Origin of the sequence: Maribacter caenipelagi, from assembly GCF_004364175.1 — a bacterium.
Taxonomy (GTDB): Bacteria; Bacteroidota; Bacteroidia; order Flavobacteriales; family Flavobacteriaceae; genus Maribacter; species Maribacter caenipelagi.
Genome location: NZ_SNZW01000017.1, coordinates 1 through 23,683, shown reverse-complemented (window position 1 = coordinate 23,683; position 23,683 = coordinate 1). Strand labels below are relative to the sequence as shown.

The following is a 23,683-nucleotide window of genomic DNA, read 5'->3' as shown; positions in this document are numbered from 1 at the left end:
TATATCAAAGATGCCTATGAATGTTAAATGTTAAAATTATTTGTTGTGAATGTATGATTATGGAATGTGAAGTCGTCTTTTTTTGTTGAACTACATAAATATTAATGATTTAATTGTTTTTTCTAGCTTTTAAGGGATACTATTATACGGTTTAGAGTTACAGTCATTATATTGATGTTTTTATTTTTATTCTAAGTTTAAAACATCACTAGATGTCACAGAAAGAAGATAGTCAACATTCTAAATTCCGATTCAGCCATATTCCTAACTTGCTTATAAGAACCTACAAGGCTTGGATGGCTAAAGAGCCCTTTCAGATAAGTGCCGTTATTGCATACTATGCGATTTTATCACTACCTGGTTTACTCATTTTAATATTAGAATTGGTAGGTGGTATTTGGGGAAAAGAAATAGTTCGTGGGGAATTGTTTGCTGAAATCTCATCTGCCATGGGACCAGAAACTGCACAATCTATTCAAGAAATGGTGGCTGATAGAGGTAGTGAGAATACTTCTATTATAGCTACTATATTAGGTGTAGGTGTTCTAATATATGGTGCTACGGGTGTTTTTTATCAGTTACAAAATGCCTTGAATGAAATATGGAGTGCAAAGCCAAAATATACAAATGAAATATTATCTACACTTTTTATGCGGCTAAAGGGATTTGGATTTATTCTTATTTTCGGGTTTTTATTATTAATTAGTTTTGCCCTTACTTCATTTTTATCAGCATTTTCTAAACAACTTTCTCGTCTATTACCAGAAGGGATGTTAGAGCTTGGTTTTGTCTTGGATATTGTTATATCCCTTTCTTTTATTTATCTCCTGTTCGGTGCAATGTTTAAATACTTGCCAAGCATACACATTCGATGGAAAGCGGTTAAGGTTGGTGCTGCATTGACTGCTTTATTATTTTTAATTGGTAAATATGCGCTAGCCTTTTACTTTGGAAAAGCAGAACCAGGTTCAACATATGGCGCTGCCGGGAGCATAATTTTAGTAATGCTATGGGTATCTTATTCTAGTTTAATAGTCACTTTCGGTGCCCAATTCACTAAAATTTATTCGGATAGGTATTTGAAAGAGAATTAAACCTCCTTCATTTTATCATTAATTTCCTTCAAACAAAGATTGCCTAAACTGCCTTCGTGCGTATGATGAATATCTCTCTTCGGAGTGAAAGTACCTTCGTTGATCTCCATACCCATTTTCTTATAGGCGTCTCTAAAAGGCATTCCGTTTTGTACCAGTTCGTTTAAAGTGTCAACACTAAATAGATAGTCATACTTTGGGTCTTCTAGAATTTCTTTGTTGACCTTAATTTCTTTAAGGCTAAAGGTCAAAATCTCCAAGCATGCCTTCATATCTTGTATTGCCGGTACTATAATTTCTTTCACCAATTGTAAATCTCTATGATAACCACTAGGTAAATTATTGATGATTATAGTCAACTGATTAGGAATAGATTGTAGTTTATTACACTTGCCTCGTACCAATTCAAATACATCAGGATTTTTCTTATGAGGCATTATACTAGAACCGGTAGTCAGCTCATCTGGGAAAGAGATGAAGTTAAAGTTCTGACTCATGTACAAACAAATATCCATTGCCATTTTAGAAAGTGTTGCTGCAATATTTGCGATGCCGAATGCAGTTGCTTTTTCTACTTTCCCTCTGCTCATTTGAGCGGCAACTACATTATATTTTAGTGTGCTAAAGCCCATTTCTTTAGTGGTAAATCTACGGTCGATAGCAAATGAGCTACCATAACCTGCAGCACTGCCTAACGGATTTTGATCAGCAACTTTATAGGCAGCTTCAATAAAATATAGGTCATCTATTAAACTCTCTGCATAAGCAGAAAACCATAGTCCGAATGAAGAGGGCATGGCAATTTGTAAATGCGTATACCCTGGTAACATAACATCTTTATGTTCTTGGGCTTTTACTAAAAGAAGATTAAAGAGCGACTTGGTCATCGATTTAATTTCTGTTAACTCATCCTTTAAATATAGGTGCATAGCCACTAAAACTTGATCGTTTCTAGAGCGTGCGGTATGTATTTTTTTACCAGTATCGCCTAAACTAAGGGTAAGCATGTATTCTATTTTAGAATGCATGTCTTCAAAAGAATTTTCTATGGTAAAAGTTCCTTTTTCTATTCGTGCAGCGATAGTATTCAACTCTCTTACGAGGTCATGAGTTTCTTTAGGCGTAATCAATCCGATCTCTCCTAACATTTTAGCATGAGCTCTAGATGCAATAACATCGTATTTGGCCAAAAGTAAATCTAGTTCTCTGTCATTACCAACGGTGAAATGATCAATCTTTTTATCAGTGCTAAATCCTTTATCCCAGAGTTTCATAATTCAAGTGTCAAGTTCAAGTATCAAGTTCAAAAACTTAATAATAAAATTAGTTATAAAATTGGCCGTACGCCTAGTGCATGAAGCCTTTTAATATTTTAATATACAAATCTATACCTTCTTCAATTTCATGTACATAGATAAATTCATTGGCTGAGTGAGAACGAGTGCTGTCTCCAGGACCTAGTTTTAACGATTGGCAACTTAATGCTGCTTGGTCAGAAAGCGTAGGAGAACCGTAAGTGGTTCTGCCTAGTGCAATACCTGACTTAACCAACAGGTGATTCTTATCTATTTTTGACGAATTTAGGCGTAAAGATCGCTCCTTTAATTCGCATGGCGCGTCCTTCTTCAGTAAATCTGCAATTTCTTTGTTGCTATAGGCATCGTTTACACGAACATCAACAACCATATCAACCTGAGCTGGCACTACATTGTGCTGCGATCCAGCACTAATTTGGGTAACTGTCATTTTTACATCTCCTAATGCTTCAGATGATTTTTCGAAGCTGTAGTTCTTAAACCATTCTAAAACTTTAATGGAGTTGTAGATCGAATTGTCGTCGTTAGGGTGGGCTGCGTGAGACGGAGTCCCTTTAATCACGGCATCAAAAACAACCAGACCTTTTTCAGCGATAGCAAGTTGCATCAAAGTAGGTTCGCCTACGATCGCTACATCAATATGGGGTAGTTTAGGTAACAATCCACGTAGACTGTTCTCACCGGCATTTTCCTCTTCGGCAGAAGCGACCATTAATATATTATGGTTAAGGTCTTCGGCATTATAATAATTCACAAAAGTTGCCAGAAGTGAAACTAATGGTCCGCCAGCATCATTACTTCCTAATCCGTATAGCTTGCCATCTTCAATATGAGGAAAGAAAGGGTCTTTAGTATAAGCCGTATTCGGTTTTACGGTATCATGATGCGAATTCAGTAACAACGTCGGTTTAGAATCGTCCCAAAATTTGTTCTTCGCAATAATATTGTTGAGGTCTCTTTCTGTGGGTATATCGTAATGTGCCAACCAAGATTGTATAGCATCGGCAGTTTTATCCTCTTCCTTAGAAAAAGACTCTATTGAAATTAATTCCTTTAATAATGCTATAGCACTTTCTGTAAGTTCTGTTTGGTTCATCTTAAAGCTTTATTGTAGTGAACAGTTCTGTATTTTTATCGAGCATGGTAACATCACCTAAACATACTTTTGAAACTGTGTTGTTCAAAGCATGAAAGCAATTATGTAGTTTTGGCAGCATTCCGTCAGCAATAATGTTATCTGATAAAAGCTTTTGGTAAGTAGCAGTGTTAATATGCTTAACTACGCTATTATCATCGGCAACATCCATTAATACTCCTTTTTTCTCAAAACAGTAATATAAAGTCGTTTCATAAGTAGATGCCATACCAATGGCAATCTCTGAAGCAATTGTATCTGCGTTGGTATTTAGTAATTGTCCGGCGCCATCATGCGAAAGAGCACAGAAAATAGGCGTAAGGTTGATGGATAAGAGGTTGCTGATTAATTCAGGGTTTACCCCTTCAATATCACCTACGAATCCGTAATCAATTTCCTTTACGGGTCGTTTATGTGCTTGTATGCTATTACCGTCGGCACCGCTTAGGCCAATTGCGTTTATATTTTTAGCTTGAAGTTGAGCCACTATTTTTTTGTTTGCGAGACCACCATAAACCATGGTAATTACATCAACAGTTTCTGCATCGGTAATGCGCCTACCATCTACCATATTGGATTCAATGCCAAGTTTCGTAGCCAATTGAGTTGCCAATTTTCCACCACCGTGCACTAATATTTTTAAGCCTTCAATTTTGGAAAAAGCGGTAAGAAATGTGTCTAAAGCATTTTCATCTTCAATGACATTGCCTCCAATTTTTACAACGCTTAGTTTATTTTTCATAGTCGGCAAATTTAAACATGAGTACCATGGCAATAATGAGAATAATATTACTGACCGGACCCATATAGGTTTTCCAGTGCGCAGTACTATGGTCTATATTCATCATATTGGCAATAAATAAAATGAATGCAAATAAAGCGATACCTATGTAAATCCATTTATTAATTTTCATTAGTCTCCAGTATTTTCTTTAGAACCAATTGTGCAGCGTAAGTTCTGTTATTCGCTTGTTCAATGACCAATGATTGTTCGCTGTCTAAAACTTCATCGGCAACTACTACATTTCTACGTACAGGTAGGCAGTGCATAAATTTAGCTTTCCCTAGTTTCTTTAGGGTCATTTGCCAATTAGTGTCTTGAGATTTTATCTGTCCGTAATCAGAATAGCTACTCCAGTTTTTGACATACACAAAATCGGCGTTTTCTAAAGCTTTCTCTTGGTCATACTCAATTTTGGAATCTTTGGTTATGTTTGGGTCAAGTTCATATCCTTTAGGATGCGTAATTACAAATTCAGCATTTTGCTTCTGCATCATTTGAATAAATGAATTGGCAACCGCATGTGGTAAAGCCCTAGGGTGAGGAGCCCACGACAGAACTACTTTAGGGTTATTTTTGAAATTATGTTCTTCTAAAGTAATGGCATCGGTTAGTGCTTGTAATGGGTGGCCAATAGAACTTTCCATGTTTACTATTGGTACAGATGCGTAAGTTTTAAATCCGTTCAAAACTTTTTCGGCTTCATCTAATTCTTTGTCTTTCAAACCTGCAAAAGCACGAATAGCAATAATATCGCAATATTGAGAAATTACTTGTGCAGCTTCCTTAATATGTTCAGAAGTACCTTGGTCCATAACTGTTCCATCAGCATATTCTATAGCCCAGCCTTCACTACCAAAGTTCATAACAATGACTTCCATGCCTAAATTTATAGCTGCTTTTTGGGTGCTTAATCGTGTACGTAGCGAATTATTGAAAAATAGGAGTCCAATAGTTTTATCACTTCCGAGTTCTTTATGTTTTTTAGGCTCTTTTTTAAGAGATATAGCTTCTTTTACCCATGTAGATAAAGAGTCGATATCATTTATTGAAAGGTAGTTCATGATGCTTTAATTTTTGTAAATGTGCTTTTATTGTCAATGGCATCGGTAATGAAATGATCTTTTAAGCCATTGGTGATCCAGGTTTCAATACCTGCTTTTTGGGCTATGGTTGCTGCATCTATTTTTGATTGCATTCCCCCCGTACCATGGGTCGATTTAGATTCCCCTATTTCTTTTAAGAGTTCACCCAAGTCTGATGCTAACTCAATTGTTTTTGGTGTTGAAGAAGCTAAAGACGATTTTGTATAAATTCCGTCAGTATTAGTGGCAATAATTAATATATCTGCAGATAAAAGAGATGCTGTCAACCCCGCTAATTTATCATTATCTCCAAACTTAATCTCATCAGTGGCTACAGTATCATTTTCATTGATAATTGGTATGAAATTATTGGCAACGAGAACATTTATTGTGTTTTTAATATTCACTCTAGTTTGCTCCTTTTCAAAGTCGGAATAGGATAATAAACATTGTGAAGTAAAAAGCCCTAGTTCTCTAAAATTCTCTTGAAAAATACGCATTAGGTGTGGTTGACCTATAGATGCGAGTGCTTGCTTTACATTGATTTCTTCACCATTATGTTCCAGCTTTACGAATTGCTTCGCTGCCGCAATAGCGCCAGAACTAACAATAATAAATTCGTACTGATCTTTAAGTGCAGCTATTTGCCTACCAATATCTTCGATTTTACCACGAGAAATATGGTCAGTGTCCTTGGTTAAGGTATTGGAACCTAATTTCAATAAAATTCTCTTTTTCAACATGCTAATTCTGATTTTGTCAGGTAAATTTTATTTTACCTAACTCCTAACTCCTAACTCCTAACTCCTAACTCCTAACTCCTAACTCCTAACTCCTAACTCCTAACTCCTAACTCCTAACTCCTAACTCCTTCTTTCAGGTCTCGACTGCGCTCGACCGGACACAATTATCATTTGTTTTACGAACAACCTATCTTACTTGTCCATTCCCTTTAACATACCATTTATTGGTAACCAAATGCTGTAAGCCAATGGGACCACGTTGGTGTAACTTATCTGTACTAATAGCTAGTTCGCCACCGAGACCAAATTGACCGCCATCGGTAAAACGGGTAGATGCATTATGGTATACCGCAGCAGTATCTACAGATTGCATAAAAATATCAGCTTCTTCTTCGTCTTTAGTAATGATAGAAGCAGAGTGACCGCCGCCATATGTGTTGATATGCTGAATAGCCTCGTCAACATCAGGCACTTGCCCGATAACAATTTTATAGTCTAAAAATTCTTCATACCACACCGACTCATCTTCCATTTGGGATGTGCCATCCATACCTGCTAGTTTGGTATCGGTTAAAATTTCAACATTATGTTTCTTCAAAGTTTGAATTAAGTGACTTAAAAATTCGGCCTTACGAGGTAAATCTCTAGAAATAATCACTTTGTCAACCGCATTACATGCCGATATTTTGGTAGTCTTGGCATTGACGATCACGTCTAAAGCCATTTGCAGATCTGCTTCATGAGAAACATATACAAAGTTGTTTCCACGACCACTAACAATTACAGGGCACTGAGCATGTTGCTTTACAAAAGCGATTAGTTTTTCGCCACCACGTGGAACAATCAAATCTAATTTTTGAGTAGGATTTTCAAGAAACTGTTGGGTTTCTATTCTTGAATAATTCAAGTACGTAATCCAATCTTCAGAACAGTCACAAGACTCTAAAGCTTTATGCCATAAATTGACTAAAACCAAGTTCGAGTTCAACGATTCTTTGCCGCCTTTTAATAAAATTTTATTTCCAGATTTAAAAGCGATACCGGCAGCTTCAATTGTTACGTCTGGTCTAGATTCATAAATAATCATGATCGTACCGAACGGGGCTGTTTTATTACTGATTTCTAAACCGTTATCATGTGTAAACTGAAAACTTTCTACATGTAAGGGGTCGGGCAGAGCGGCTAATTTCTTCAAAGAAGAAATCATTTCCCCTATTTTGTTTTTATCTACTTTTAAGCGGTCTATCATTGCGATATCACCCAATTCGAAAGAATTTAAATCTTTTTCATTGGCAGACATTAAAATAGATTCTTCTTGTAAAACCAATTCTGCCATACGCTTTAATACGGCATTTCTTTTTGTTAAGCTGAGCGTTTTTGTCATGATAGGGCTTTATTAAGAGCTGTGAAAAACACGTCTAAATCTTGTTTTGTAATATTCAATGCCGGTAATATTCTTAGAACCATTTTATCTTTGGCACCCCCAGTAAAAAGGAAGTGCTCATGAATTAATTTTTTACGTAGATCGGCTACTTGAAAATCAAACTCTAGCCCAAGCATTAAGCCTCTGCCTTTTACGCGCTTTACTTGCGAAATTTCTTTTGCCTTTTCGTTGAAATAATCTCCTAGTTCTTGGGCGTTTGCAATTAAGTTGTCTTTTTCGATAACTTCTAGAACTGCCATGGTGGCGACACATGCTAAATGGTTACCACCAAAAGTAGTACCTAACATACCATATTTAGCTTTAATATCATCGTGAATAAGAACGCCACCAACAGGGAAGCCGTTGCCCATACCTTTAGCTATACTGATTATATCAGGTTGTATGTCGTGATGTTGAAATCCGAAGAATTTTCCACTTCTACCAAATCCGGATTGTACTTCATCAGCAATTAATAATGTGTCGTTTTCTTTACATAGAAAAGCCACTTGTTGTAAAAATTCGGTAGAGGGTTCATCTAAACCGCCTACACCCTGTATAGATTCAATAATTACGGCACAGACATTTTTAGAAATTTCTCGTTCAAAACCTTTAATGTCGTTCAAGTCTAAAAACACAACCTCATGTTGTTGATTAAGCTCTGCGTTGATAGACGGGTTGTCGGTAGCCGCTACTGCAGCAGACGTACGACCGTGAAATCCGTTATTAAATGCAATAACTTTTGATTTTCCAGTTACGAATGATGCCATTTTTAAGGCGTTCTCATTTGCCTCGGCGCCAGAATTGCACATGAATAAGTTATAATCTTCACAACCGGAAACTATACCTAATTTTTCGGCAAGTTCTACTTGAAGCGGATTTTGAACAGCATTACTATAAAATCCGATTTTATCTAACTGTTCTTTTAATCGCTCCACATAATGCGGGTGCGAATGACCAATGGATATTACGGCATGCCCGCCGTAAAAGTCTAAATAATCTTGTCCTTTATCATCGGTTACAACTATTCCTTTGGCGGAAACGGGAGTAACATTATATAGTGGGTAAACGTCAAATAATTTCATAATTCAATAGAATCAATTTTAATAATGAATCGGTTTGGTAACTTGTTTTACTCGATAATCGAGGATTATATACTGAGATGTTTGCGTCGAAATGATAATTATATTTTCAATTCAATACCTCGCAATCTTTCTTCAAGGTTATTTACTTCGTTTTAAATTCGGTAATTTTATCATAGGAGGCTATAACACCTCGTATTAAAGAAGAGCTTAAACCTTGGTGTTCCATTTCATTAAGCCCGGTTATGGTACAGCCCATTGGTGTCGTCACTCGGTCAATTTCTTCTTCAGGATGATTACCAGAATCTATTAATAAACTTGCGGCACCATTACAGGTGTGCATGGCTAGCTCTTGAGCCTCTTTGGCATCAAAACCTAATTGTATGGCGCCTTGTGTGGTGGCGCGAATTAAACGCATCCAAAAAGCGACACCGCTTGCACAAATAACCGTCGCAGCTTGCATTTGACTTTCAGGTATTACCATAGAATGCCCCATTCTATTAAAAATTGCCTTTGTTAGATCTATTCGTTTTTTTCCTTTTTCATTGCTACAAATACAGGTCATAGATTTACCAACTGAGATTGCGGTGTTTGGCATACTTCTTACAATGTAATTATCTTTACCTATAACTGCCTCTATTTTTTCGATTCCGAAACCGGTTATGGTAGATATTACTACATGATTTTCGGTCAATAGATCTTTTACACTTTCTAGGATCACAGCGAAATGAACAGGTTGTACCGCAAAAATTAAAATATCTGAATTTTGCACGGCCAAACGATTATCGTCAGTAACCGTAACCTTGTCAAATTTCTCAAAATCAGCAATAGATTTAGTGTCTCTTTTTGTAAGGTACATACTAGTGGCACCATTACTTTTTAGAATTCCGTTTGCTATAGAAAGTCCTAAATTACCTGCACCTATAATGGCTATTTTCATGTTTTATATATTTCTGTACCAATTACTCAGTACTTTTTACATTATTTCTAAAAGACTCCTGCTTTCAAATTCAAGCCTAAATTTTCTTCTAGACCAAAAATTAAATTCATATTCTGTATCGCTTGTCCAGATGCACCTTTCAATAGGTTGTCAATTGCCGATGTAATCAACAAAATATCATCGTGTTTATGCAAATGAATATGGCAATGATTCGTATTTACCACTTGTTTCAGGTTGATGGGTTCATCAGAAATTTGGGTAAACATGGCATCTTTGTAAAAGTCTTGGAAGATTTTTTCGGCATCACCTAAACTGCCTTCAAATTTGGTATAAGAAGTCGCTAAAATTCCACGAGTGAAATTTCCTCTATTGGGCATAAAAAATAAGTTGCCAGTATTTTCTTGAAGTGAATGTAGGCTCTCGTTAATCTCACCCAAATGTTGATGGGTAAATGGCTTGTACCAGCTAACATTATTATTTCTCCATGAAAAGTGTGAAGTAGCAGACGGACTAACACCTGCACCTGTACTACCGGTTACGGCATTAATATGCACTTCATTTTGCAATAGATTTGCTTTTGCCAATGGCAGCAACGCTAGTTGTATAGCAGTAGCAAAACAACCAGGATTCGCAATATATTTAGCGTTTTCTATTTCATTTTTAAATAGCTCTGGAAGACCGTAAACAAATTGTTTACCATCAAAATCAGCATCGTTATGTAATCTAAAATCATTGCTTAAATCAATGATAACGGTGTTTAAAGAGAAATTGTGTTCCTTTAAAAATGTAGTAGAATTACCGTGACCTAAGCAAAGAAAAACAACATTAACATCTAGATTTACATTTCCCGTAAATTCAAGTTCTGTAGTTCCTAATAGATCTGGGTGAGCCGTGGTAACTTTTTTTCCAGCTCTGGTGGTACTGAAAACAAAATCTATTTCCGTTGCGGGATGATTCAATAAGATGCGAATAAGTTCCCCACCCGTATAACCAGAACCACCAATAATACCTGCTTTAATCATAATTTTATTTTGTGTAAAGAGTATCAAGTATCAAGTAATAAGTATTAAGTACGAAGTACTTGAATAACATTTTTAATCTTTTCACTTAATACTTTGTACTCATTACTTAATACTATTTTTTTCCTAACTCCTAACTCCTAACTCCTAACTCCTAACTCCTATTTATCCCCATTTACATGGTTATATATCTTTCCTGAATTCGATAGAATCTTGATAAATCCTTTGGCGTCATCTGCCGTCCATCCTTTGTTGACCTCACCATATTTACCAAAAGCATCGGTCATAAGATCATGTTTAGATGAAATACCGTGTAATCGAAACTGAAAAGGGTATAGACCAACAAATACATCGCCAGAAACGGTTTTTTGAGTATCCGTCAAGAAGGTTTCGATATTTCTCATTACCGCATCTAGATAGTTGCCTTCGTGAAGTAACATACCATAGAAATTACCTTGTTGCTCTTTTTGGTATTGTTGCCATTTCGTAAGTGTATGCTTCTCTAGCAAATGGTGTGCTTTTATGATAATCAATGACGCAGGAGCTTCAAAACCGACTCTTCCTTTAGTACCAATAATGGTATCACCAACATGAATATCTCTGCCAATGGCATATTTAGAAGCTAATGCTTCTAACTTTTCAATATTGGCAACGGGAGTATCTTTTTCTCCATCAATAGCGACCAATTCTCCTTTTTCGAAAGTAAGCTTTACATCTGTAGGGTTCTTTTCTTGTAATTGGCTAGGGTATGCACTATCTGGCAATGGTTTTTCTGAAGTTAGCGTTTCTTCACCGCCCACAGATGTTCCCCAAAGCCCTCTGTTAATAGAGTATTTTGCTTTTTCCCAAGGGTAATCTACTCCGTTTTCTTTTAGATATGCAATCTCTTCTTCTCTTGCTAGTTTGTTATCTCTAATCGGAGTGATAATCTCAATTTCTGGGGCAATGATTTGAAAAATCATATCGAAACGAACTTGGTCGTTACCGGCGCCGGTACTACCGTGTGCAATATAACCTGCACCTACTTTCTTCGCATAGTTTACTATCTCAATTGCCTGTACGATTCGTTCTGCACTCACTGAAAGTGGGTAAGTATTATTCTTTAATACGTTTCCAAAAATAAGGTACTTTACTACCTTGTCGTAAAAGGTTTGTACGGCATCAATAGAGGTGTATGAAGTTGCGCCAAGTTCTATAGCTTTTTTCTCGATTTCCTTTATTTCATCCGATGAAAATCCGCCAGTGTTTACACTTACTGCATGAACCTCAAATCCTTTGTCTTTTGATAAATGTTTAGCGCAATAAGATGTATCTAATCCGCCGCTGTATGCTAGTACTAATTTTTTCATTTTAATATGTTCAAATCCGGTAATACCGGGTAATTATTGTTTTATTTGATTGAAATTAGGCAAATAGAATAAAGAAAAAAGAGGTTGGAAAATAGATCGATATTTTCCTCATTCAATTCATTTTTTTGATTGCCATATTCTATACTCCTTATTTCTTTTTAAGAAACAAACTCTCTTTAATACTTTTTAATCTTGTAAAAGCTTTACCGTTCATTTCTTTAGCTTCTTCGGTTTTTTTCTTTGTGTTGCCATCATATAGCATACCTGTGCATAAGCACATCTTTTGTTCTGTTCTGGTAAGAATATCGAAGTTTTTACACGTTTGGCAGCCTTTCCAAAATTCAGGATCGTCAGTAAGTTCAGAAAATGTAACTGGCTTATAACCAAGTTCATAGTTAATTTTCATAACCGCTAAACCAGTAGTGATCCCGAATATTTTGGCATCTGGAAATTTCTCCCGACTAAGATCGAATATCTTGGCTTTTATTTTCTTGGCAAGTCCCTGACCTCTGTAGTCTGGGTGTACTATGAGTCCAGAATTGGCAACAAATTTCTCGTGCCCCCAAACCTCGATATAACAGAACCCTGCAAATTTTTCTCCATCCAAAGCTAAAATAGCATTGCCGTTAGAAAGTTTTCTCTGGATGTATTCTGGAGTACGTTTCGCAATACCCGTACCGCGAACTTTAGCAGAATCAGCTATAGTATCGCAAATATCCTGAGCGTATTTAAAATGTGATTCGTTAGCAACAATTAAGTTCATTGCCAGTTAGATTTAAAAGTGTAAAAATAAATTTGATTTGTCGTGCGGAAATGGACTCACCTAATTCCATAATTATATCTTACCCTTACGGGCGACGACGGCGAGATGTGAACGGACGCGCAAGAGCAACTGCGCTCACGGTACTATTTAGAAAGTAGTTTTTTTCGTTCATTACGGGGTAAATGTACAAATTATATTTATTTGACATCACTCATCGTATAATTTTTACAAAAACTTCACTTTTTGTTATTATGTGCAATTATTTCATAAATAATGAAGCCGTACACTGAAATATATTCAATGGTAAGAAGCCAGAGGTTCTCTTTAAAATCTGCTTGAGAATAAGTGAAGTAGCTCAGTACAATGGCGGCAGACCAAATAATAGCATATCTATATGTTGTGAATACAGAAAGTAATACTATAAAAATGACATACCAAGGGTGCACCGTAGTAGAAATAAAATAATAGATAGTTAATACCCACATCATAGACCATAGTACTCTATTTAGGTCATATTTTTTAGGTAAAAACGTAAATAGACCTACTGTGGCTATACTTAGTATAGGGGTAATTTTGCCATATTCTTTAATAAATTCCCACGGCTTGGCATCAAAATGTATGGCAATTTTTTTAACTATGTTATAGATGCTAGCATTGAACTCAAAATTAGAAAACCACAGTTTCAAGGTTTTAGAATAGTTGTCAATGAACTCTGGTGTGTAAAAGGGAAGAAATAAAGCAATCGAGGTTATACCGATGATAGCATAGAAAGCGAAACTTTTTTTCCATCCTAGGTACTTGAAGAAAAGAGGTAAAAATAATAAGGGTACGAGTTTTATTGAAATAGAACAAGCTAAAACAATACCTGCAATTTTCCATTTATCTATAGATAATAAATACATAGATAAAATAAAGAAAAACAGCATAACCCCTTCAAAATGAAGGTTACCGGTAAGCTCTACAATTATAAGCGGATTTAAAAAATACCAGAATATTAAGTGCGGAGATCTGTTCAGGTTCTTTAGTAATTTTCTGCCGAAATAGAATATACCAATGTCGGCAAGTATAATGATCGCCCGTAGGGTTAGCACTGAACAAAAAATACTCTTACCACCTACGAATGCTGCTATAGCAAAAATAAGCTGATTTAATGGTGGGTAATTACTGTAATGTCGAGCACTTAAACTGCCCATGCCTTCATAAAGAATATTGGCATTTGGTATCATAGATACCATGTTTTCCATTAGCTGATCTGGTGTGTTTAAATAGGGGTTGGCACCGTTAGATACCAAGTGACCGTCCCAAATAAAACGATAAAAATCTTGAGAAAGATTGGGTTCGGTAAATAGAAAAATAAGCCTAAAAATTATCCCTATTCCCAGTAGAAATCTAAAGTTGAGTTTTTCGAACTGTATAAGTTTAAAACAGAAAAAGTAAAGCGCAACAAACAGCGTAAGTAGCTTTATAAAATCTGTTCTCTGCAAGTGATATGCAAACGTATAATAGAATACAAAACTCAATACCGCCAATATCAAGGAAACCCTATGGAGTTTCATAAAATTTTTAAAGGAAAACGGCATTAGGGTTTTGGGTTTAGTAACAGGTCAATTTAATGGTTTTTATTGAAATATGTTTCAACGTTCCATCATTTTACCTAAAAGTTCTTTCATCATTTTTGCGGCCAAATATGCGGTCATGTCTTGAAAATCTCGATCTGGGTTATATTCTACGATGTCGGCACCAACTACTTCGGTATCGATACTATGGATCAAATCTAAAACTTGTCGCGATGAGAGTCCGCCTGGTTCATGATGAGAAACTCCTGGTGCAAAGGCAGGGTCAAACCCGTCCATATCTAAAGAAATATATAGTGGGTTCTCAAATTTAGGAATGTTATTTAGGTCAAGATTCCGCATTTCATGTACGTCTACATTGTACTTTTTTGCCTGTGCAGCCTGATGCGGATTCAAAGTTCGTATACCGACTTGAACCAGTTTAACCGCAAAACCATTTTCCATAATACGAGCAAAGGGGCATGCGTGAGAATAAGGGTCGCCTTGGTAATCATGATATAGATCTGCATGAGCATCGATATGCAGAATATCTAAAACTGGGTAGTATTCATGAAAAGCTTTTATAATAGGAAAAGTTACCGAATGATCACCACCTAAAGAAAGCAATTTTGAGCCAGATTCCATGTTCTTTTTGGTAATTTCTGCAATATCAAAATAGTCGTTTATGATAAAATCACCTTTATCGGTTATGGCATCATTTTCAATCGATACCCCGAATTCGGTACATAGATTCATAGAGTCGCTATACAATGCTTTTCTGATTAAATTAGGGGCTTTCGCCGGACCTTGTTGAAAAGAGGACTTGGCATCCCAGTTTAGGCCTTGAATAGTAATGTTCTTCATGAAAGTGATTTTCGTCTTGTTGTTGAATTAATACATGGTGTTGGGGTTCTCAGATTTCTCGGGAATTTGCTGAATAGCATCCCAGTGTTCGCAAATTTTGCCATTATCATCAAACCTAAAAAAATCCATCGTAATATATTGGTCGTTACCAGGCCACGTTTGGTGGGTGTGTAAGGCAACAAGATCACCTTCTGCAATACTGCGTACAAACTTAATGGACTTCTCAGGATATTCTTTTTGCATACGTTCAAAGTAATCGATGAAGCCCTGTGTGCCGTTCGCTACGGCCGGGTTATGCTGAATATACTCGTTGCCTACATATTTCTCTATAGCCAATTTAGGTTGCCCCAAATAAGCTGTATTGTAAAAAGCAATGGCATTTTCTTTATTCTTCTGTAAGTCCATACTTGAAAATTTAGTCCTTAAGGATTTCAGTGATCGGGAGTTTTAATTTTTTATACTCATTAGGTAAACCAGCAAAAGCTTCATTGGTAAAGCTAAATTTGCCGTTTCCGTCAAAAATCCAATAATTACCTTCTAATTTACCGTTTTCGCTAGTAGTATGCTCTCTTGGAACATTATTAATTGAATATTCATTTTTCTCTTTGTTATACCAAATACCCAAGGCGCGTAAATCATTTTCATCAGTGTAATTGAAAGAAATGCGTGGTTCTATAGTCCCTCCGTTATTTTTAATCGTCACATCTTTGTTGGTGAAGTTATCTAGTTCTTTGGCCCATGGTAATTTGTTTTCTTTCCAATTTACTAATTGCTGCCATTGTGCCAAGGTCAGTGCGGTGTCTTTTTCAGTTTGTATAATGGTAAAAAGATGTTCTTGTACAATCTCAATTTTATGGTCTTTTGGGTAAACCGTTACGGTGTTTTTGTCTGCAGCAATTTTACCGTCTTCAATACCAAAAAATGAGGCTAAGAGAAAGAATATTATTTTTATTTGTTCCATATATAATTCTTGGTTTTAAATAATGCCAAATTGATTTAGTGAAAATACATTTTTCTAAATTCCATTGGCGTCATTCCTATTTTAGATTTAAAGAATTTTGAAAAGTAGGCATAATCAGAAAACTCAAGCGTATTTGAAATACCGGCTAAATTGTCTGTAGAATGTACAATTAATCTTTTTGCCTCAAGTAATATGCGTTCAGATATTAATTGGCTAGTGGTTTTATTAATAGTTTTTTGTACCACTCTGTTCAAGTGTTTTGTAGTGATATTTAGTTTTGATGCGTAAAATTTCGGAAGTTTTTTGCTGTAGAAATGGATGTTGATTAACGTTTCTAGTTGCTCTAGTATTTGAGAATAACTAGTAGATCCTAATTTTTCTATGGCGACATCAGCGGTATAGACACGGGTCAGTTCAATATAAATGTAATTGATGAGATTGATGATTTTAGCTTCTCGAAGAAGATTATTTTCTTGATATTCTTTAAAAAGCTCGGAAAAGTGGATTGAGATATCAAGTAGTTTTTCTGCGGATAGTTCAAGAAATGGCGGATTTTGATTCGAGTAATAAAACGGAAAAGAACTCAAGGTGTGGTCTAAATACTTTAGCTCATAAAATTCTTGTGAATGAAAAAAGATGTATCCTTCTGGTTGTGTATCGAACTTCCAAAAATGTGTTTGACCTGGTTTTAAGAAAAAAACCATACCAGGTTTAATGGTGTAGCTGTTAAAATCAATTTCATGCGTACCGCTGCCTTTGGTAAATAGAACGCATAAGTAGAAATTATGGCTGTGTGGTCTATTGATTAAATTTTGGTTAAGTACAATATGAGTGGCAAAAGAGTTTACGTACAAGCTATCTAAAGGCTTTTTGTCTAAGAATTGTTGAATATTTAAAGCAGGTATTTTCATATAAATGTCTTAAAAGTACAAATAATGGGGCTAATAATATAACCGAAATAGATACTTTGTGTCTTAATTTTGCAGTATTATAATAGTAGTTATGAGCATTGTTGTAGATGTATTAAAATGTAAATGTCCTAATTGCAGAAAAGGAGACGTTTTTAGTGAGGGCGGAAATATTTTCTTGTTTAAAATGCCTAAGATGAACGCGAGGTGTCCCGAATGCAATTTCAAGTTCGAAAAAGAGACAGGTTTCTTTTTTGGCGCTATGTTCGTGAGTTATGCTTTGGCTGTAGCGCAAATGATTATATGCTTAATACTCTTCTGGTACTTTGTTGATTTATCACCTGTTAGGGTGTACGTTATAATAGCTTCAAGCGCAATTTTGTTGAGCACCTTAAACTTTAGGCTATCTAGGTCTATATGGATTTATATTTTCTACAAGAATTAACAAGAATGACCCGATAATTTATATCGATAAATTGATTTTTTTGGTATGGTCTATAAGCTTTAATACCTACGAGCTTGATATTCCATATGAGAGATTTTGATTATAAAATGGAAACCTTATTAGCAGAATTCATTTCGGTAAAATCATTATCTTTAATTCTTCCCCGACAGCTGTTCTTTACTAAATAAGTCAGTAGAATTATAACAAATTAAATCCAAAATCAATTATCATGAAAAAAATTATTTCTACGAGCATTGCGACAAGCTTTTCCATTGCTTTTCTGCTACTCTCTTCTTGTAAAGAAGAACCAAAGGTTGAGATAGATCAAACGGTAGCGTTGAACCAATGGTTCGACGATAAATACGAAGAGCAATTACAGATGAGTCCGTTAGGGTTGACCGCTCAAGGTAGAAAAGACCAATATGATAAAATTGACGATTTAAGTAAGGCGGCTGAAGAAAAAGAGTTGGCGTGGTATACAGAAACAACCAACGAACTAAAAGAGAAATTCGATTACGATAAGCTAAATGATGCCGATAAAACGTCTTACGATTTATGGGTATACCAATACGAGACATTAAAAGAAGGTGCCGCATTTGATAATTTAGATTACGTTTTTGACCAAATGCGAGGTATGCATACGCGTTTGCCAAGTTATTTGATCAATTTTCATAAGGTTGATAGTCTGTCAGATATGAACGCTTATATCTCTAGGGTTAAAGAAGTATCTAGAGGTATTGATCAGTTGGTGGTTAGAGCAAAAGAACAAGCTACAGCGGGTAATCTTCCACCAAAATTTGCATTTACTACGGTTATCGCTCAAACAAAGTCATTAAAAGATGGTACACCATTATTAAATGATATGACTGGTAAAATCGATGCGCTTGTTGCATCAGAAAATATAACGGTAGAACAAGCTTCTTTGTTGAAAGAGCAATCAGAAAAAGCGTTAAATGATTATTTTAAACCATCGTATGAAAATCTATTGGTATGGTTAGAAACTGAAATAGATAATGCCGAAGAAACACCGACCGGCGTTAGCCGTCATGAGAACGGAAAAGATTTTTATAATTATCGCTTAAAGGTTTTTACGACAACCGGAATGACAGCCGATGAGATTCATGAAGTCGGACTCCAAGAGGTTGCTAGAATCAAAGGTGAAATGATGGCTATTAAAGAAAAGGTTGGCTTTGATGGCGATTTAAATGCCTTTTTCAAATTTGTAAATACAGACCCACAATTCTTCTTTCCAAATACAGACGAAGGTAGACAGGGGTATTTAGATGAGTCGACAAAGTACTTAGATGATCTGACAAAGAAGTTGCCAGACTACTTTGGTATTTTGCCAAAAGCAAAGCTACAGGTAAAAAGGGTAGAGGCATTTCGTGAGCAAGATGGTGCGCCACAGCACTATTCTGCGGGTACGCCCGACGGTTCTAGAAAAGGTACCTATTACGTGCATTTATCTGATATGAATGCGATGCCAAAAACTACGATGGAGGGTGTTGCCTATCATGAAGGTAACCCTGGTCACCATATGCAAATTTCTATTGCACAAGAGTTAGAGGCGGTACCAAAATTTAGAACCCAAGCAGGTTTTAGTGTGTATAGCGAAGGTTGGGGTTTATACTCAGAAGCATTGGCAAAAGAAATGGGCGGATACCAGAATCCGTATTATGATTTTGGTCGTTTGGTAAATGAAATCTGGAGAGCCATTCGTTTGGTAGTCGATACAGGTTTACATGCCAAGGGATGGACAGAAGCCGATGCAATTAAATATTTCACCGATAATTCTTCCATCTCTCAAGGTGCTATTGTAGCAGAGGTTCAGCGTTATATGGTAATGCCTGGGCAAGCAACATCATACAAAATAGGAATGCTTAAAATTCAAGAATTGCGTAAAATGGCCGAGATCGAATTAGGTGATAAATTTGATATTAAAGGCTTTCATGATACTATACTTGGCGGCGGTGCTTTACCTTTAGATTTATTAGAGCGTAGGGTTAAAGCTTGGATAGCAACCCAGAAATAACAAGAATTCATCTATTTTAAAGTAAATTGACACGTCATAAACAAAAAATTTATGACGTGTTTTTTTTAAATAGGAGTCCGGTGGATAAGGAAGAAAATAAATCGAAACGGAATAAACAACCATGGCCCACAAAGAATGCCATGCAGCAGGTCTATGAAAATAACCTGTGGGGTAGTGGTACTTCAGATTTTTACTCTGGTGAAGGTTCACATAAACCAGAAATTTTAAAACCTTATATCGAGACATTAATTGCATTTTTAACTTCATTTAAAAACCCGATTTCAGTGTGTGATCTAGGGTGCGGAGATTTCAATGTTGGTAAAGAACTAGTGGTTTACACCAAAAAAATTGTAGCGGTAGATATTGTCCCAGAACTTATTGAACGTAACAAGGAAAAGTATAAAGCACGGAATTTAGAATTTCTATGTGTAGATATCGCCAAAGACATGTTGCCTGTTGCAGATTGCGCAATTCTTCGTCAAGTATTACAGCATATCTCTAATGATGAGGTAAAGCAAGTTGCACGTAAGTTATCTGGTTATAAGTACGTGATTGTCACAGAACATCTTCCCAATAAAGATTTTAACCCCAATTTAGATATTATCTCTGGTCAGGGAACGCGTTTAAAAAAGAATAGTGGCATCAAACTTCTTGAGCCTCCATTTAACTTGGAAATTGTTGAAAAGCGAGAACTACTGAAAATCGTTGATGCCCACGGTATTATTGTAACTACATTATATATGATGAATTGATTTCTCAACCCTGATAAATGTCATAGAATACATTGTCGTTGTTCTCTAGCTTTGATGGTATCATTAAAACAATAGTAAATGAGCAATGTAGAGATAAATCAAGGAGAGATAAAAGTAAAATTTAATGAACCAACTTCGGGTAAATTATCGTTTGAAGAATTAGGAATTTCTAGTGAAGGAGCCTCTTTAGAGGGCGGATTGCTTCGTTTGGTTTTTGATTTAGAAGGTATTGGTGAGCACGAATATTATCAAGTACCAACTTTAGAATTATTTTATGAAGAGAATATGTCTGAGACCCATTGGGTATGTGAGTTCAACGGAAAAACTATTCTAGATAAACTAGATCATTACGGTCATTCAACCATTTTATTGTTGAACAGAAAAGTGTTGAGCGAGCTAGAACAGCATCATGAAAATGTATTGATAATTCACGCTGAGTTTCCACAACCGGCAAAATTAAATTTGAAAGAATCTTCTATTCGTTTATTTAAATAAGCGAGAATATTTTTTTAGAAGAGGATAGCGAAAGGTTCGTTTGTTTTAAAGTGGTAGTTCATAACAAGCAGGCCATTTAGATTGTTGTTTAGTTCACAGGTCATTTTCGCTATCCTTCTTTTTTTATCTTCTTGCTTAATATAACCAAGAGCCCAAACGGCGATTCCGGTCCAAAAAAACAGTTGATTGTATTTTGTTATTTCAGGTATGGGATCTTTACCAAAAACTCCCATTTCCATAACTTGAAATATCAGACCGATTATAACAATTGCTAAAGCGATGTATACTGCTGTATTTGGTTTTTTCATTTTGTTATATCTCGGACATTAATTTTTTAAAATTCCAAACAGTTGCAAATTCATCATTCAAATTAGCAAGGGTTGTTAAATGTATTGTTTCCGAATCATATTTTTCTCCGTCAATCCCAATTCTGTCAAATGTAGCGGTCGCATCAGAAATTAGATAGGTTTCGTATCCGAAATTACCAGCCATTCGTGTTGTTGTTGACACACAATGATTTGTTGTTATTCCCACGATAACAAGAGTGTCAATGCTTAATTTGTCCAGTTGCTCTTTTAAGTCAGTTCCAATAAATGCACTATTAACTTCTTTTGTAATAATTGGCTCTTTTTCCAAGGGTGTTACATTTTCATTGAATTCAAATCCCTTGTTAGATGGGTTTAATTTGGATTTTAGATTCGTTGAGCTGTGTCTAATATGAAATATTGGTAAATCTAATTCTCTCCATTTATCCAAAATTTTACCACAAACAATCTCAGCATTTTTATTGTTTCTATTTCCTCCCCAATATTCTTCGTCCATAAATGCTTTTTGTACATCGACTAATATTAGAGCAGGATTATTATCTCTTAATTTCATTATTTTCTATTTTTTACTTTAAGCACAACGGTTGAGATATGAACAGTACGGGAGCAAACTAGCGTTTGCTTTCCGCCACGTACATAGCAAAATCTTTTGGTTTTGTTTTTTCTTTTTTCTGTCTAAAGCGAAATCCCAAAGATTTCGCGACCTCATAAAAATACGCAAACCATTAGTTTATACTCGAAGCCCGTATTGTTTATAGGTGTTGTTGTAGTTTGTTTTTAATTGAGCGTAAAGTTTATGGGAATGGATAGTTTTACTTTAGAGTAACTACCATCTTTTTTCGGAGGAATAAATACAGGACCTTCTTCAATTAATCTTTTCGCCTCTTTCCCAATGCCATAACCTGGATTATTTGTAATACTGTAATCTGATTTTTTAAAATTTTCATCGACAAAGAAATTGACAAACACCCTTCCAGACACCCCATTCCACTGAGCGTCTTTTGGATATCGAAATTCTCGACCTATATAACTATGAAAACTCTTTTCTCCACCCAAGACGAGTCCTTTGAAATCTGTCAATTCTATCAAATCATTAGCTTGTTCTTCGAAGCAATCCTGTTTCTCCGTATAGTATAAAAGTTGGTTGTCCGAATGATTAAATTTATGAATTAAAACACCATTTTCATTAAAATACTCCCAAATACCAGTCTTTAAATCGTTAAAATAGATGCCTTTACTACTAGGATGTTTTTCATTGAACGTATGAAATGTCCAAAGCCCATTTTTCAGCCCATTTTCATACCTACCCTTTTTATATAGATTCCCCTGCCAATCGAAGTATGACCAGATACTATCTTTTTTATTTTCAGAATAATATCCTGTTATCTCCTTTTTTTTCCATTTTGGATATATATAAAACTTCGTGTAAATCCCGTCCCTAAAGCTTTTATCTTTTTTATACGTCTCGAATATTTCGCCAGTTTTTTTAATTTTTACATCCACAATTTTTTGCGCAAAATTGCACATTGGTAGTAAAAAGTATAGAATTAAAATAAGGTTTTTCATAAATAAACTACAACGGTTTAGCTAAGCGTAGTGCAGTGTTAAGGAAACTTTTCGTTTCCGTCTGCGCACGAAGCTATAGCTTATTGTTTTGCTTTTTCTTTTTTTGTTCCAAAGCTAAATCCATAAGATTTAGCGACTTCATAAATATACACAGACCTTTCGATTTTGCCCTAAAGTCCGCATTACGTTTAGGTTTTGTTAGCAAACGTATTTATATCATTCCTGTATATGTCATTACAAATTTTTCTACTTTATTTTTTGGCACTTCTATTATTGCCACACTATCATTTTCTTTAAGTCGATTATTAAAGGCTTTCTTTGAAATGTCATTTTCTCGAAGATGATAAACAATAAGATAGCCAATAATAACGATTGAATAAGCTGTTGAGTGACCAAATTTGTGTCTTCTTGGTTGCCCAATGAATGATGAGTAATTTGAGCCATCTTCAAATTTGTAAATCGTTATTTGAATGTTATTGTCTTCCGAAGTTTTATTTTCAAATATCTGTTTTCGGATTATTTCACTATACATCCCAAGGTCTACTTCTTTATACTCCTCACGAGTTGAAATTCCAGCACGCCATAGCAGAGATAGTAGAAAAAGCTTTGTTTTAGTGTAATTCAAATTACTTATCTCAATAAACTTTAGCCCGTGAACGTTAGTTACTCTTTTACAAATGATTTTTTCTTTTTCAGCAAGGTTTTCTTTTATTACGTTAGAAATATAAGTTTCGAATTTTCCAATCGTTTCGTTATCGCAAATATTGCATAAAATTCCGCCTTCATAACTTCCTGAAGATGGTCTAGATTCCCTATTGATTCCATTAGACAATGCAATAACATCCATTTGTCTCAGTTTGTGATTTTCATCGTACAAATCAGAATGTAGGAAGTCGGACAGAATATGAGATTTTTTTATGAGTTCCCTCTCTTGTTTACATAATTTACAGGTTCCCATTATATGTTTGCTAACGGTCATGTGTATGATTAGTTGCGGACTTTTCCAACGGAAAATGTCCGCCCGTACCGAAGATAGTTAATTGCAAGGATTTCC

26 protein-coding genes are annotated in these 23,683 nt (G+C 35.5%); 5 read left to right on the top strand and 21 right to left on the bottom strand.

Annotation, left to right across the window (positions count from 1 at the left end; genetic code table 11):
- Positions 1-212: 212 nt before the first annotated feature.
- The gene (locus tag DFQ03_RS14555; RefSeq protein ID WP_133673921.1) at positions 213-1,094 is read left to right on the top strand and encodes a YihY/virulence factor BrkB family protein; all 882 of its coding nucleotides are present in this window, start codon (positions 213-215) and stop codon (positions 1,092-1,094) included.
- On the opposite strand, the gene argH is transcribed toward DFQ03_RS14555, so the two are convergent.
- From argH to DFQ03_RS14470, 17 genes are all read right to left on the bottom strand, one after another.
- Positions 1,091-2,368, bottom strand: a complete 1,278-nt coding sequence (gene argH / locus DFQ03_RS14550; RefSeq protein WP_133673919.1) for an argininosuccinate lyase — start codon at positions 2,366-2,368, stop codon at positions 1,091-1,093. The genes DFQ03_RS14555 and argH overlap by 4 nt on opposite strands.
- A gap of 73 nt (positions 2,369-2,441) precedes the next feature.
- Positions 2,442-3,506 (bottom strand): M20 family metallo-hydrolase, encoded by a 1,065-nt coding sequence (locus DFQ03_RS14545; RefSeq protein WP_133673917.1) that lies wholly within the window; start codon positions 3,504-3,506, stop codon positions 2,442-2,444.
- Between the two features lies 1 nt (position 3,507).
- Positions 3,508-4,287, bottom strand: a complete 780-nt coding sequence (gene argB, locus DFQ03_RS14540) for an acetylglutamate kinase (protein WP_133673916.1) — start codon at positions 4,285-4,287, stop codon at positions 3,508-3,510.
- Complete coding sequence (locus DFQ03_RS14535) at positions 4,277-4,459, bottom strand: hypothetical protein (protein WP_133673915.1); 183 nt, start codon at positions 4,457-4,459, stop codon at positions 4,277-4,279. The genes argB and DFQ03_RS14535 overlap by 11 nt, the downstream gene beginning before the upstream one ends.
- Positions 4,449-5,390, bottom strand: coding sequence for a Rossmann-fold NAD(P)-binding domain-containing protein (locus DFQ03_RS14530; protein ID WP_133673914.1), 942 nt, complete (start codon positions 5,388-5,390; stop codon positions 4,449-4,451). The genes DFQ03_RS14535 and DFQ03_RS14530 overlap by 11 nt, the downstream gene beginning before the upstream one ends.
- A complete protein-coding gene (gene proB / locus DFQ03_RS14525) occupies positions 5,387-6,154 on the bottom strand; it encodes a glutamate 5-kinase (protein ID WP_133673913.1) in 768 nt (255 codons plus the stop codon). The genes DFQ03_RS14530 and proB overlap by 4 nt, the downstream gene beginning before the upstream one ends.
- A gap of 187 nt (positions 6,155-6,341) precedes the next feature.
- On the bottom strand, positions 6,342-7,538 hold the full coding sequence (locus tag DFQ03_RS14520) for a glutamate-5-semialdehyde dehydrogenase (protein WP_133673912.1): 1,197 nt from the start codon (positions 7,536-7,538) through the stop codon (positions 6,342-6,344).
- On the bottom strand, positions 7,535-8,659 hold the full coding sequence (locus DFQ03_RS14515) for an aspartate aminotransferase family protein (RefSeq protein WP_133673911.1): 1,125 nt from the start codon (positions 8,657-8,659) through the stop codon (positions 7,535-7,537). The genes DFQ03_RS14520 and DFQ03_RS14515 overlap by 4 nt, the downstream gene beginning before the upstream one ends.
- A 142-nt stretch (positions 8,660-8,801) precedes the next feature.
- Positions 8,802-9,596, bottom strand: coding sequence for a pyrroline-5-carboxylate reductase (gene proC / locus DFQ03_RS14510; protein ID WP_133673910.1), 795 nt, complete (start codon positions 9,594-9,596; stop codon positions 8,802-8,804).
- 47 nt (positions 9,597-9,643) lie between these two features.
- Positions 9,644-10,618 (bottom strand): N-acetyl-gamma-glutamyl-phosphate reductase, encoded by a 975-nt coding sequence (argC, locus tag DFQ03_RS14505; RefSeq protein ID WP_133673909.1) that lies wholly within the window; start codon positions 10,616-10,618, stop codon positions 9,644-9,646.
- 158 nt (positions 10,619-10,776) lie between these two features.
- Positions 10,777-11,964, bottom strand: a complete 1,188-nt coding sequence (gene argG, locus DFQ03_RS14500; RefSeq protein ID WP_133673908.1) for an argininosuccinate synthase — start codon at positions 11,962-11,964, stop codon at positions 10,777-10,779.
- A gap of 148 nt (positions 11,965-12,112) precedes the next feature.
- Complete coding sequence (locus tag DFQ03_RS14495; protein ID WP_133673907.1) at positions 12,113-12,727, bottom strand: GNAT family N-acetyltransferase; 615 nt, start codon at positions 12,725-12,727, stop codon at positions 12,113-12,115.
- Positions 12,728-12,963: 236 nt separating this feature from the next.
- Entirely contained in the window at positions 12,964-14,283 is a 1,320-nt protein-coding gene (gene mptB, locus DFQ03_RS14490; RefSeq protein WP_243834517.1) for a polyprenol phosphomannose-dependent alpha 1,6 mannosyltransferase MptB, read from the bottom strand.
- A 78-nt stretch (positions 14,284-14,361) separates the two neighbouring features.
- Entirely contained in the window at positions 14,362-15,144 is a 783-nt protein-coding gene (gene speB / locus DFQ03_RS14485; RefSeq protein ID WP_133673905.1) for an agmatinase, read from the bottom strand.
- A 27-nt stretch (positions 15,145-15,171) separates the two neighbouring features.
- Positions 15,172-15,549 (bottom strand): nuclear transport factor 2 family protein, encoded by a 378-nt coding sequence (locus DFQ03_RS14480; protein WP_133673904.1) that lies wholly within the window; start codon positions 15,547-15,549, stop codon positions 15,172-15,174.
- 10 nt (positions 15,550-15,559) lie between these two features.
- On the bottom strand, positions 15,560-16,105 hold the full coding sequence (locus tag DFQ03_RS14475) for a hypothetical protein (protein WP_133673903.1): 546 nt from the start codon (positions 16,103-16,105) through the stop codon (positions 15,560-15,562).
- A 35-nt stretch (positions 16,106-16,140) separates the two neighbouring features.
- The gene (locus DFQ03_RS14470; protein ID WP_133673902.1) at positions 16,141-17,016 is read right to left on the bottom strand and encodes a helix-turn-helix domain-containing protein; all 876 of its coding nucleotides are present in this window, start codon (positions 17,014-17,016) and stop codon (positions 16,141-16,143) included.
- 91 nt (positions 17,017-17,107) lie between these two features.
- Between DFQ03_RS14470 and DFQ03_RS14465 the strand changes: the two genes are divergently transcribed.
- The 4 genes from DFQ03_RS14465 to DFQ03_RS14450 all read left to right on the top strand — a co-directional run bounded on the left by DFQ03_RS14465 (position 17,108) and on the right by DFQ03_RS14450 (position 20,737).
- Positions 17,108-17,458 (top strand): DUF983 domain-containing protein, encoded by a 351-nt coding sequence (locus DFQ03_RS14465; protein WP_133673901.1) that lies wholly within the window; start codon positions 17,108-17,110, stop codon positions 17,456-17,458.
- Positions 17,459-17,687: 229 nt separating this feature from the next.
- On the top strand, positions 17,688-19,490 hold the full coding sequence (locus DFQ03_RS14460; protein WP_133673900.1) for a DUF885 domain-containing protein: 1,803 nt from the start codon (positions 17,688-17,690) through the stop codon (positions 19,488-19,490).
- 80 nt (positions 19,491-19,570) lie between these two features.
- Positions 19,571-20,242 carry a class I SAM-dependent methyltransferase gene (locus tag DFQ03_RS14455; RefSeq protein WP_243834516.1) on the top strand — a complete coding sequence of 224 codons (672 nt, stop codon included), beginning with the start codon at positions 19,571-19,573 and terminating at the stop codon, positions 20,240-20,242.
- A gap of 78 nt (positions 20,243-20,320) precedes the next feature.
- A complete protein-coding gene (locus tag DFQ03_RS14450; RefSeq protein ID WP_133673899.1) occupies positions 20,321-20,737 on the top strand; it encodes a hypothetical protein in 417 nt (138 codons plus the stop codon).
- Between the two features lie 14 nt (positions 20,738-20,751).
- Here the strand turns inward: DFQ03_RS14450 and DFQ03_RS14445 are convergent, their stop codons facing one another.
- The 4 genes from DFQ03_RS14445 to DFQ03_RS14430 all read right to left on the bottom strand — a co-directional run bounded on the left by DFQ03_RS14445 (position 20,752) and on the right by DFQ03_RS14430 (position 23,476).
- Entirely contained in the window at positions 20,752-21,045 is a 294-nt protein-coding gene (locus DFQ03_RS14445) for a hypothetical protein (RefSeq protein WP_133673898.1), read from the bottom strand.
- A gap of 4 nt (positions 21,046-21,049) precedes the next feature.
- A complete protein-coding gene (locus tag DFQ03_RS14440) occupies positions 21,050-21,616 on the bottom strand; it encodes a cysteine hydrolase family protein (RefSeq protein WP_133673897.1) in 567 nt (188 codons plus the stop codon).
- Positions 21,617-21,840: 224 nt separating this feature from the next.
- Positions 21,841-22,629, bottom strand: a complete 789-nt coding sequence (locus tag DFQ03_RS14435; RefSeq protein ID WP_133673896.1) for an energy transducer TonB — start codon at positions 22,627-22,629, stop codon at positions 21,841-21,843.
- Between the two features lie 211 nt (positions 22,630-22,840).
- Positions 22,841-23,476, bottom strand: a complete 636-nt coding sequence (locus DFQ03_RS14430; protein WP_133673895.1) for a hypothetical protein — start codon at positions 23,474-23,476, stop codon at positions 22,841-22,843.
- Positions 23,477-23,683: the final 207 nt, after the last annotated feature.

Bases quoted from the DNA above. Each gene is read 5' to 3' on its own strand.
- DFQ03_RS14450 (WP_133673899.1), top strand. From the start codon at position 20,321: ATGAGCAATGTAGAGATAAATCAAGGAGAGATAAAAGTAAAATTTAAT.
- speB (WP_133673905.1), bottom strand. From the start codon at position 15,144: ATGAAGAACATTACTATTCAAGGCCTAAACTGGGATGCCAAGTCCTCT.
- DFQ03_RS14460 (WP_133673900.1), top strand. From the start codon at position 17,688: ATGAAAAAAATTATTTCTACGAGCATTGCGACAAGCTTTTCCATTGCT.
- DFQ03_RS14555 (WP_133673921.1), top strand. From the start codon at position 213: ATGTCACAGAAAGAAGATAGTCAACATTCTAAATTCCGATTCAGCCAT.
- argB (WP_133673916.1), bottom strand. From the start codon at position 4,287: ATGAAAAATAAACTAAGCGTTGTAAAAATTGGAGGCAATGTCATTGAA.
- DFQ03_RS14480 (WP_133673904.1), bottom strand. From the start codon at position 15,549: ATGGACTTACAGAAGAATAAAGAAAATGCCATTGCTTTTTACAATACA.
- argH (WP_133673919.1), bottom strand. From the start codon at position 2,368: ATGAAACTCTGGGATAAAGGATTTAGCACTGATAAAAAGATTGATCAT.
- DFQ03_RS14435 (WP_133673896.1), bottom strand. From the start codon at position 22,629: ATGAAAAACCTTATTTTAATTCTATACTTTTTACTACCAATGTGCAAT.
- proC (WP_133673910.1), bottom strand. From the start codon at position 9,596: ATGAAAATAGCCATTATAGGTGCAGGTAATTTAGGACTTTCTATAGCA.
- DFQ03_RS14475 (WP_133673903.1), bottom strand. From the start codon at position 16,105: ATGGAACAAATAAAAATAATATTCTTTCTCTTAGCCTCATTTTTTGGT.
- DFQ03_RS14520 (WP_133673912.1), bottom strand. From the start codon at position 7,538: ATGACAAAAACGCTCAGCTTAACAAAAAGAAATGCCGTATTAAAGCGT.
- DFQ03_RS14440 (WP_133673897.1), bottom strand. From the start codon at position 21,616: ATGAAATTAAGAGATAATAATCCTGCTCTAATATTAGTCGATGTACAA.
- proB (WP_133673913.1), bottom strand. From the start codon at position 6,154: ATGTTGAAAAAGAGAATTTTATTGAAATTAGGTTCCAATACCTTAACC.
- DFQ03_RS14535 (WP_133673915.1), bottom strand. From the start codon at position 4,459: ATGAAAATTAATAAATGGATTTACATAGGTATCGCTTTATTTGCATTC.
- DFQ03_RS14515 (WP_133673911.1), bottom strand. From the start codon at position 8,659: ATGAAATTATTTGACGTTTACCCACTATATAATGTTACTCCCGTTTCC.
- mptB (WP_243834517.1), bottom strand. From the start codon at position 14,283: ATGAAACTCCATAGGGTTTCCTTGATATTGGCGGTATTGAGTTTTGTA.
- DFQ03_RS14470 (WP_133673902.1), bottom strand. From the start codon at position 17,016: ATGAAAATACCTGCTTTAAATATTCAACAATTCTTAGACAAAAAGCCT.
- DFQ03_RS14445 (WP_133673898.1), bottom strand. From the start codon at position 21,045: ATGAAAAAACCAAATACAGCAGTATACATCGCTTTAGCAATTGTTATA.
- DFQ03_RS14545 (WP_133673917.1), bottom strand. From the start codon at position 3,506: ATGAACCAAACAGAACTTACAGAAAGTGCTATAGCATTATTAAAGGAA.
- DFQ03_RS14495 (WP_133673907.1), bottom strand. From the start codon at position 12,727: ATGAACTTAATTGTTGCTAACGAATCACATTTTAAATACGCTCAGGAT.
- DFQ03_RS14530 (WP_133673914.1), bottom strand. From the start codon at position 5,390: ATGAACTACCTTTCAATAAATGATATCGACTCTTTATCTACATGGGTA.
- argC (WP_133673909.1), bottom strand. From the start codon at position 10,618: ATGATTAAAGCAGGTATTATTGGTGGTTCTGGTTATACGGGTGGGGAA.
- argG (WP_133673908.1), bottom strand. From the start codon at position 11,964: ATGAAAAAATTAGTACTAGCATACAGCGGCGGATTAGATACATCTTAT.
- DFQ03_RS14465 (WP_133673901.1), top strand. From the start codon at position 17,108: ATGAGCATTGTTGTAGATGTATTAAAATGTAAATGTCCTAATTGCAGA.
- DFQ03_RS14430 (WP_133673895.1), bottom strand. From the start codon at position 23,476: ATGGATGTTATTGCATTGTCTAATGGAATCAATAGGGAATCTAGACCA.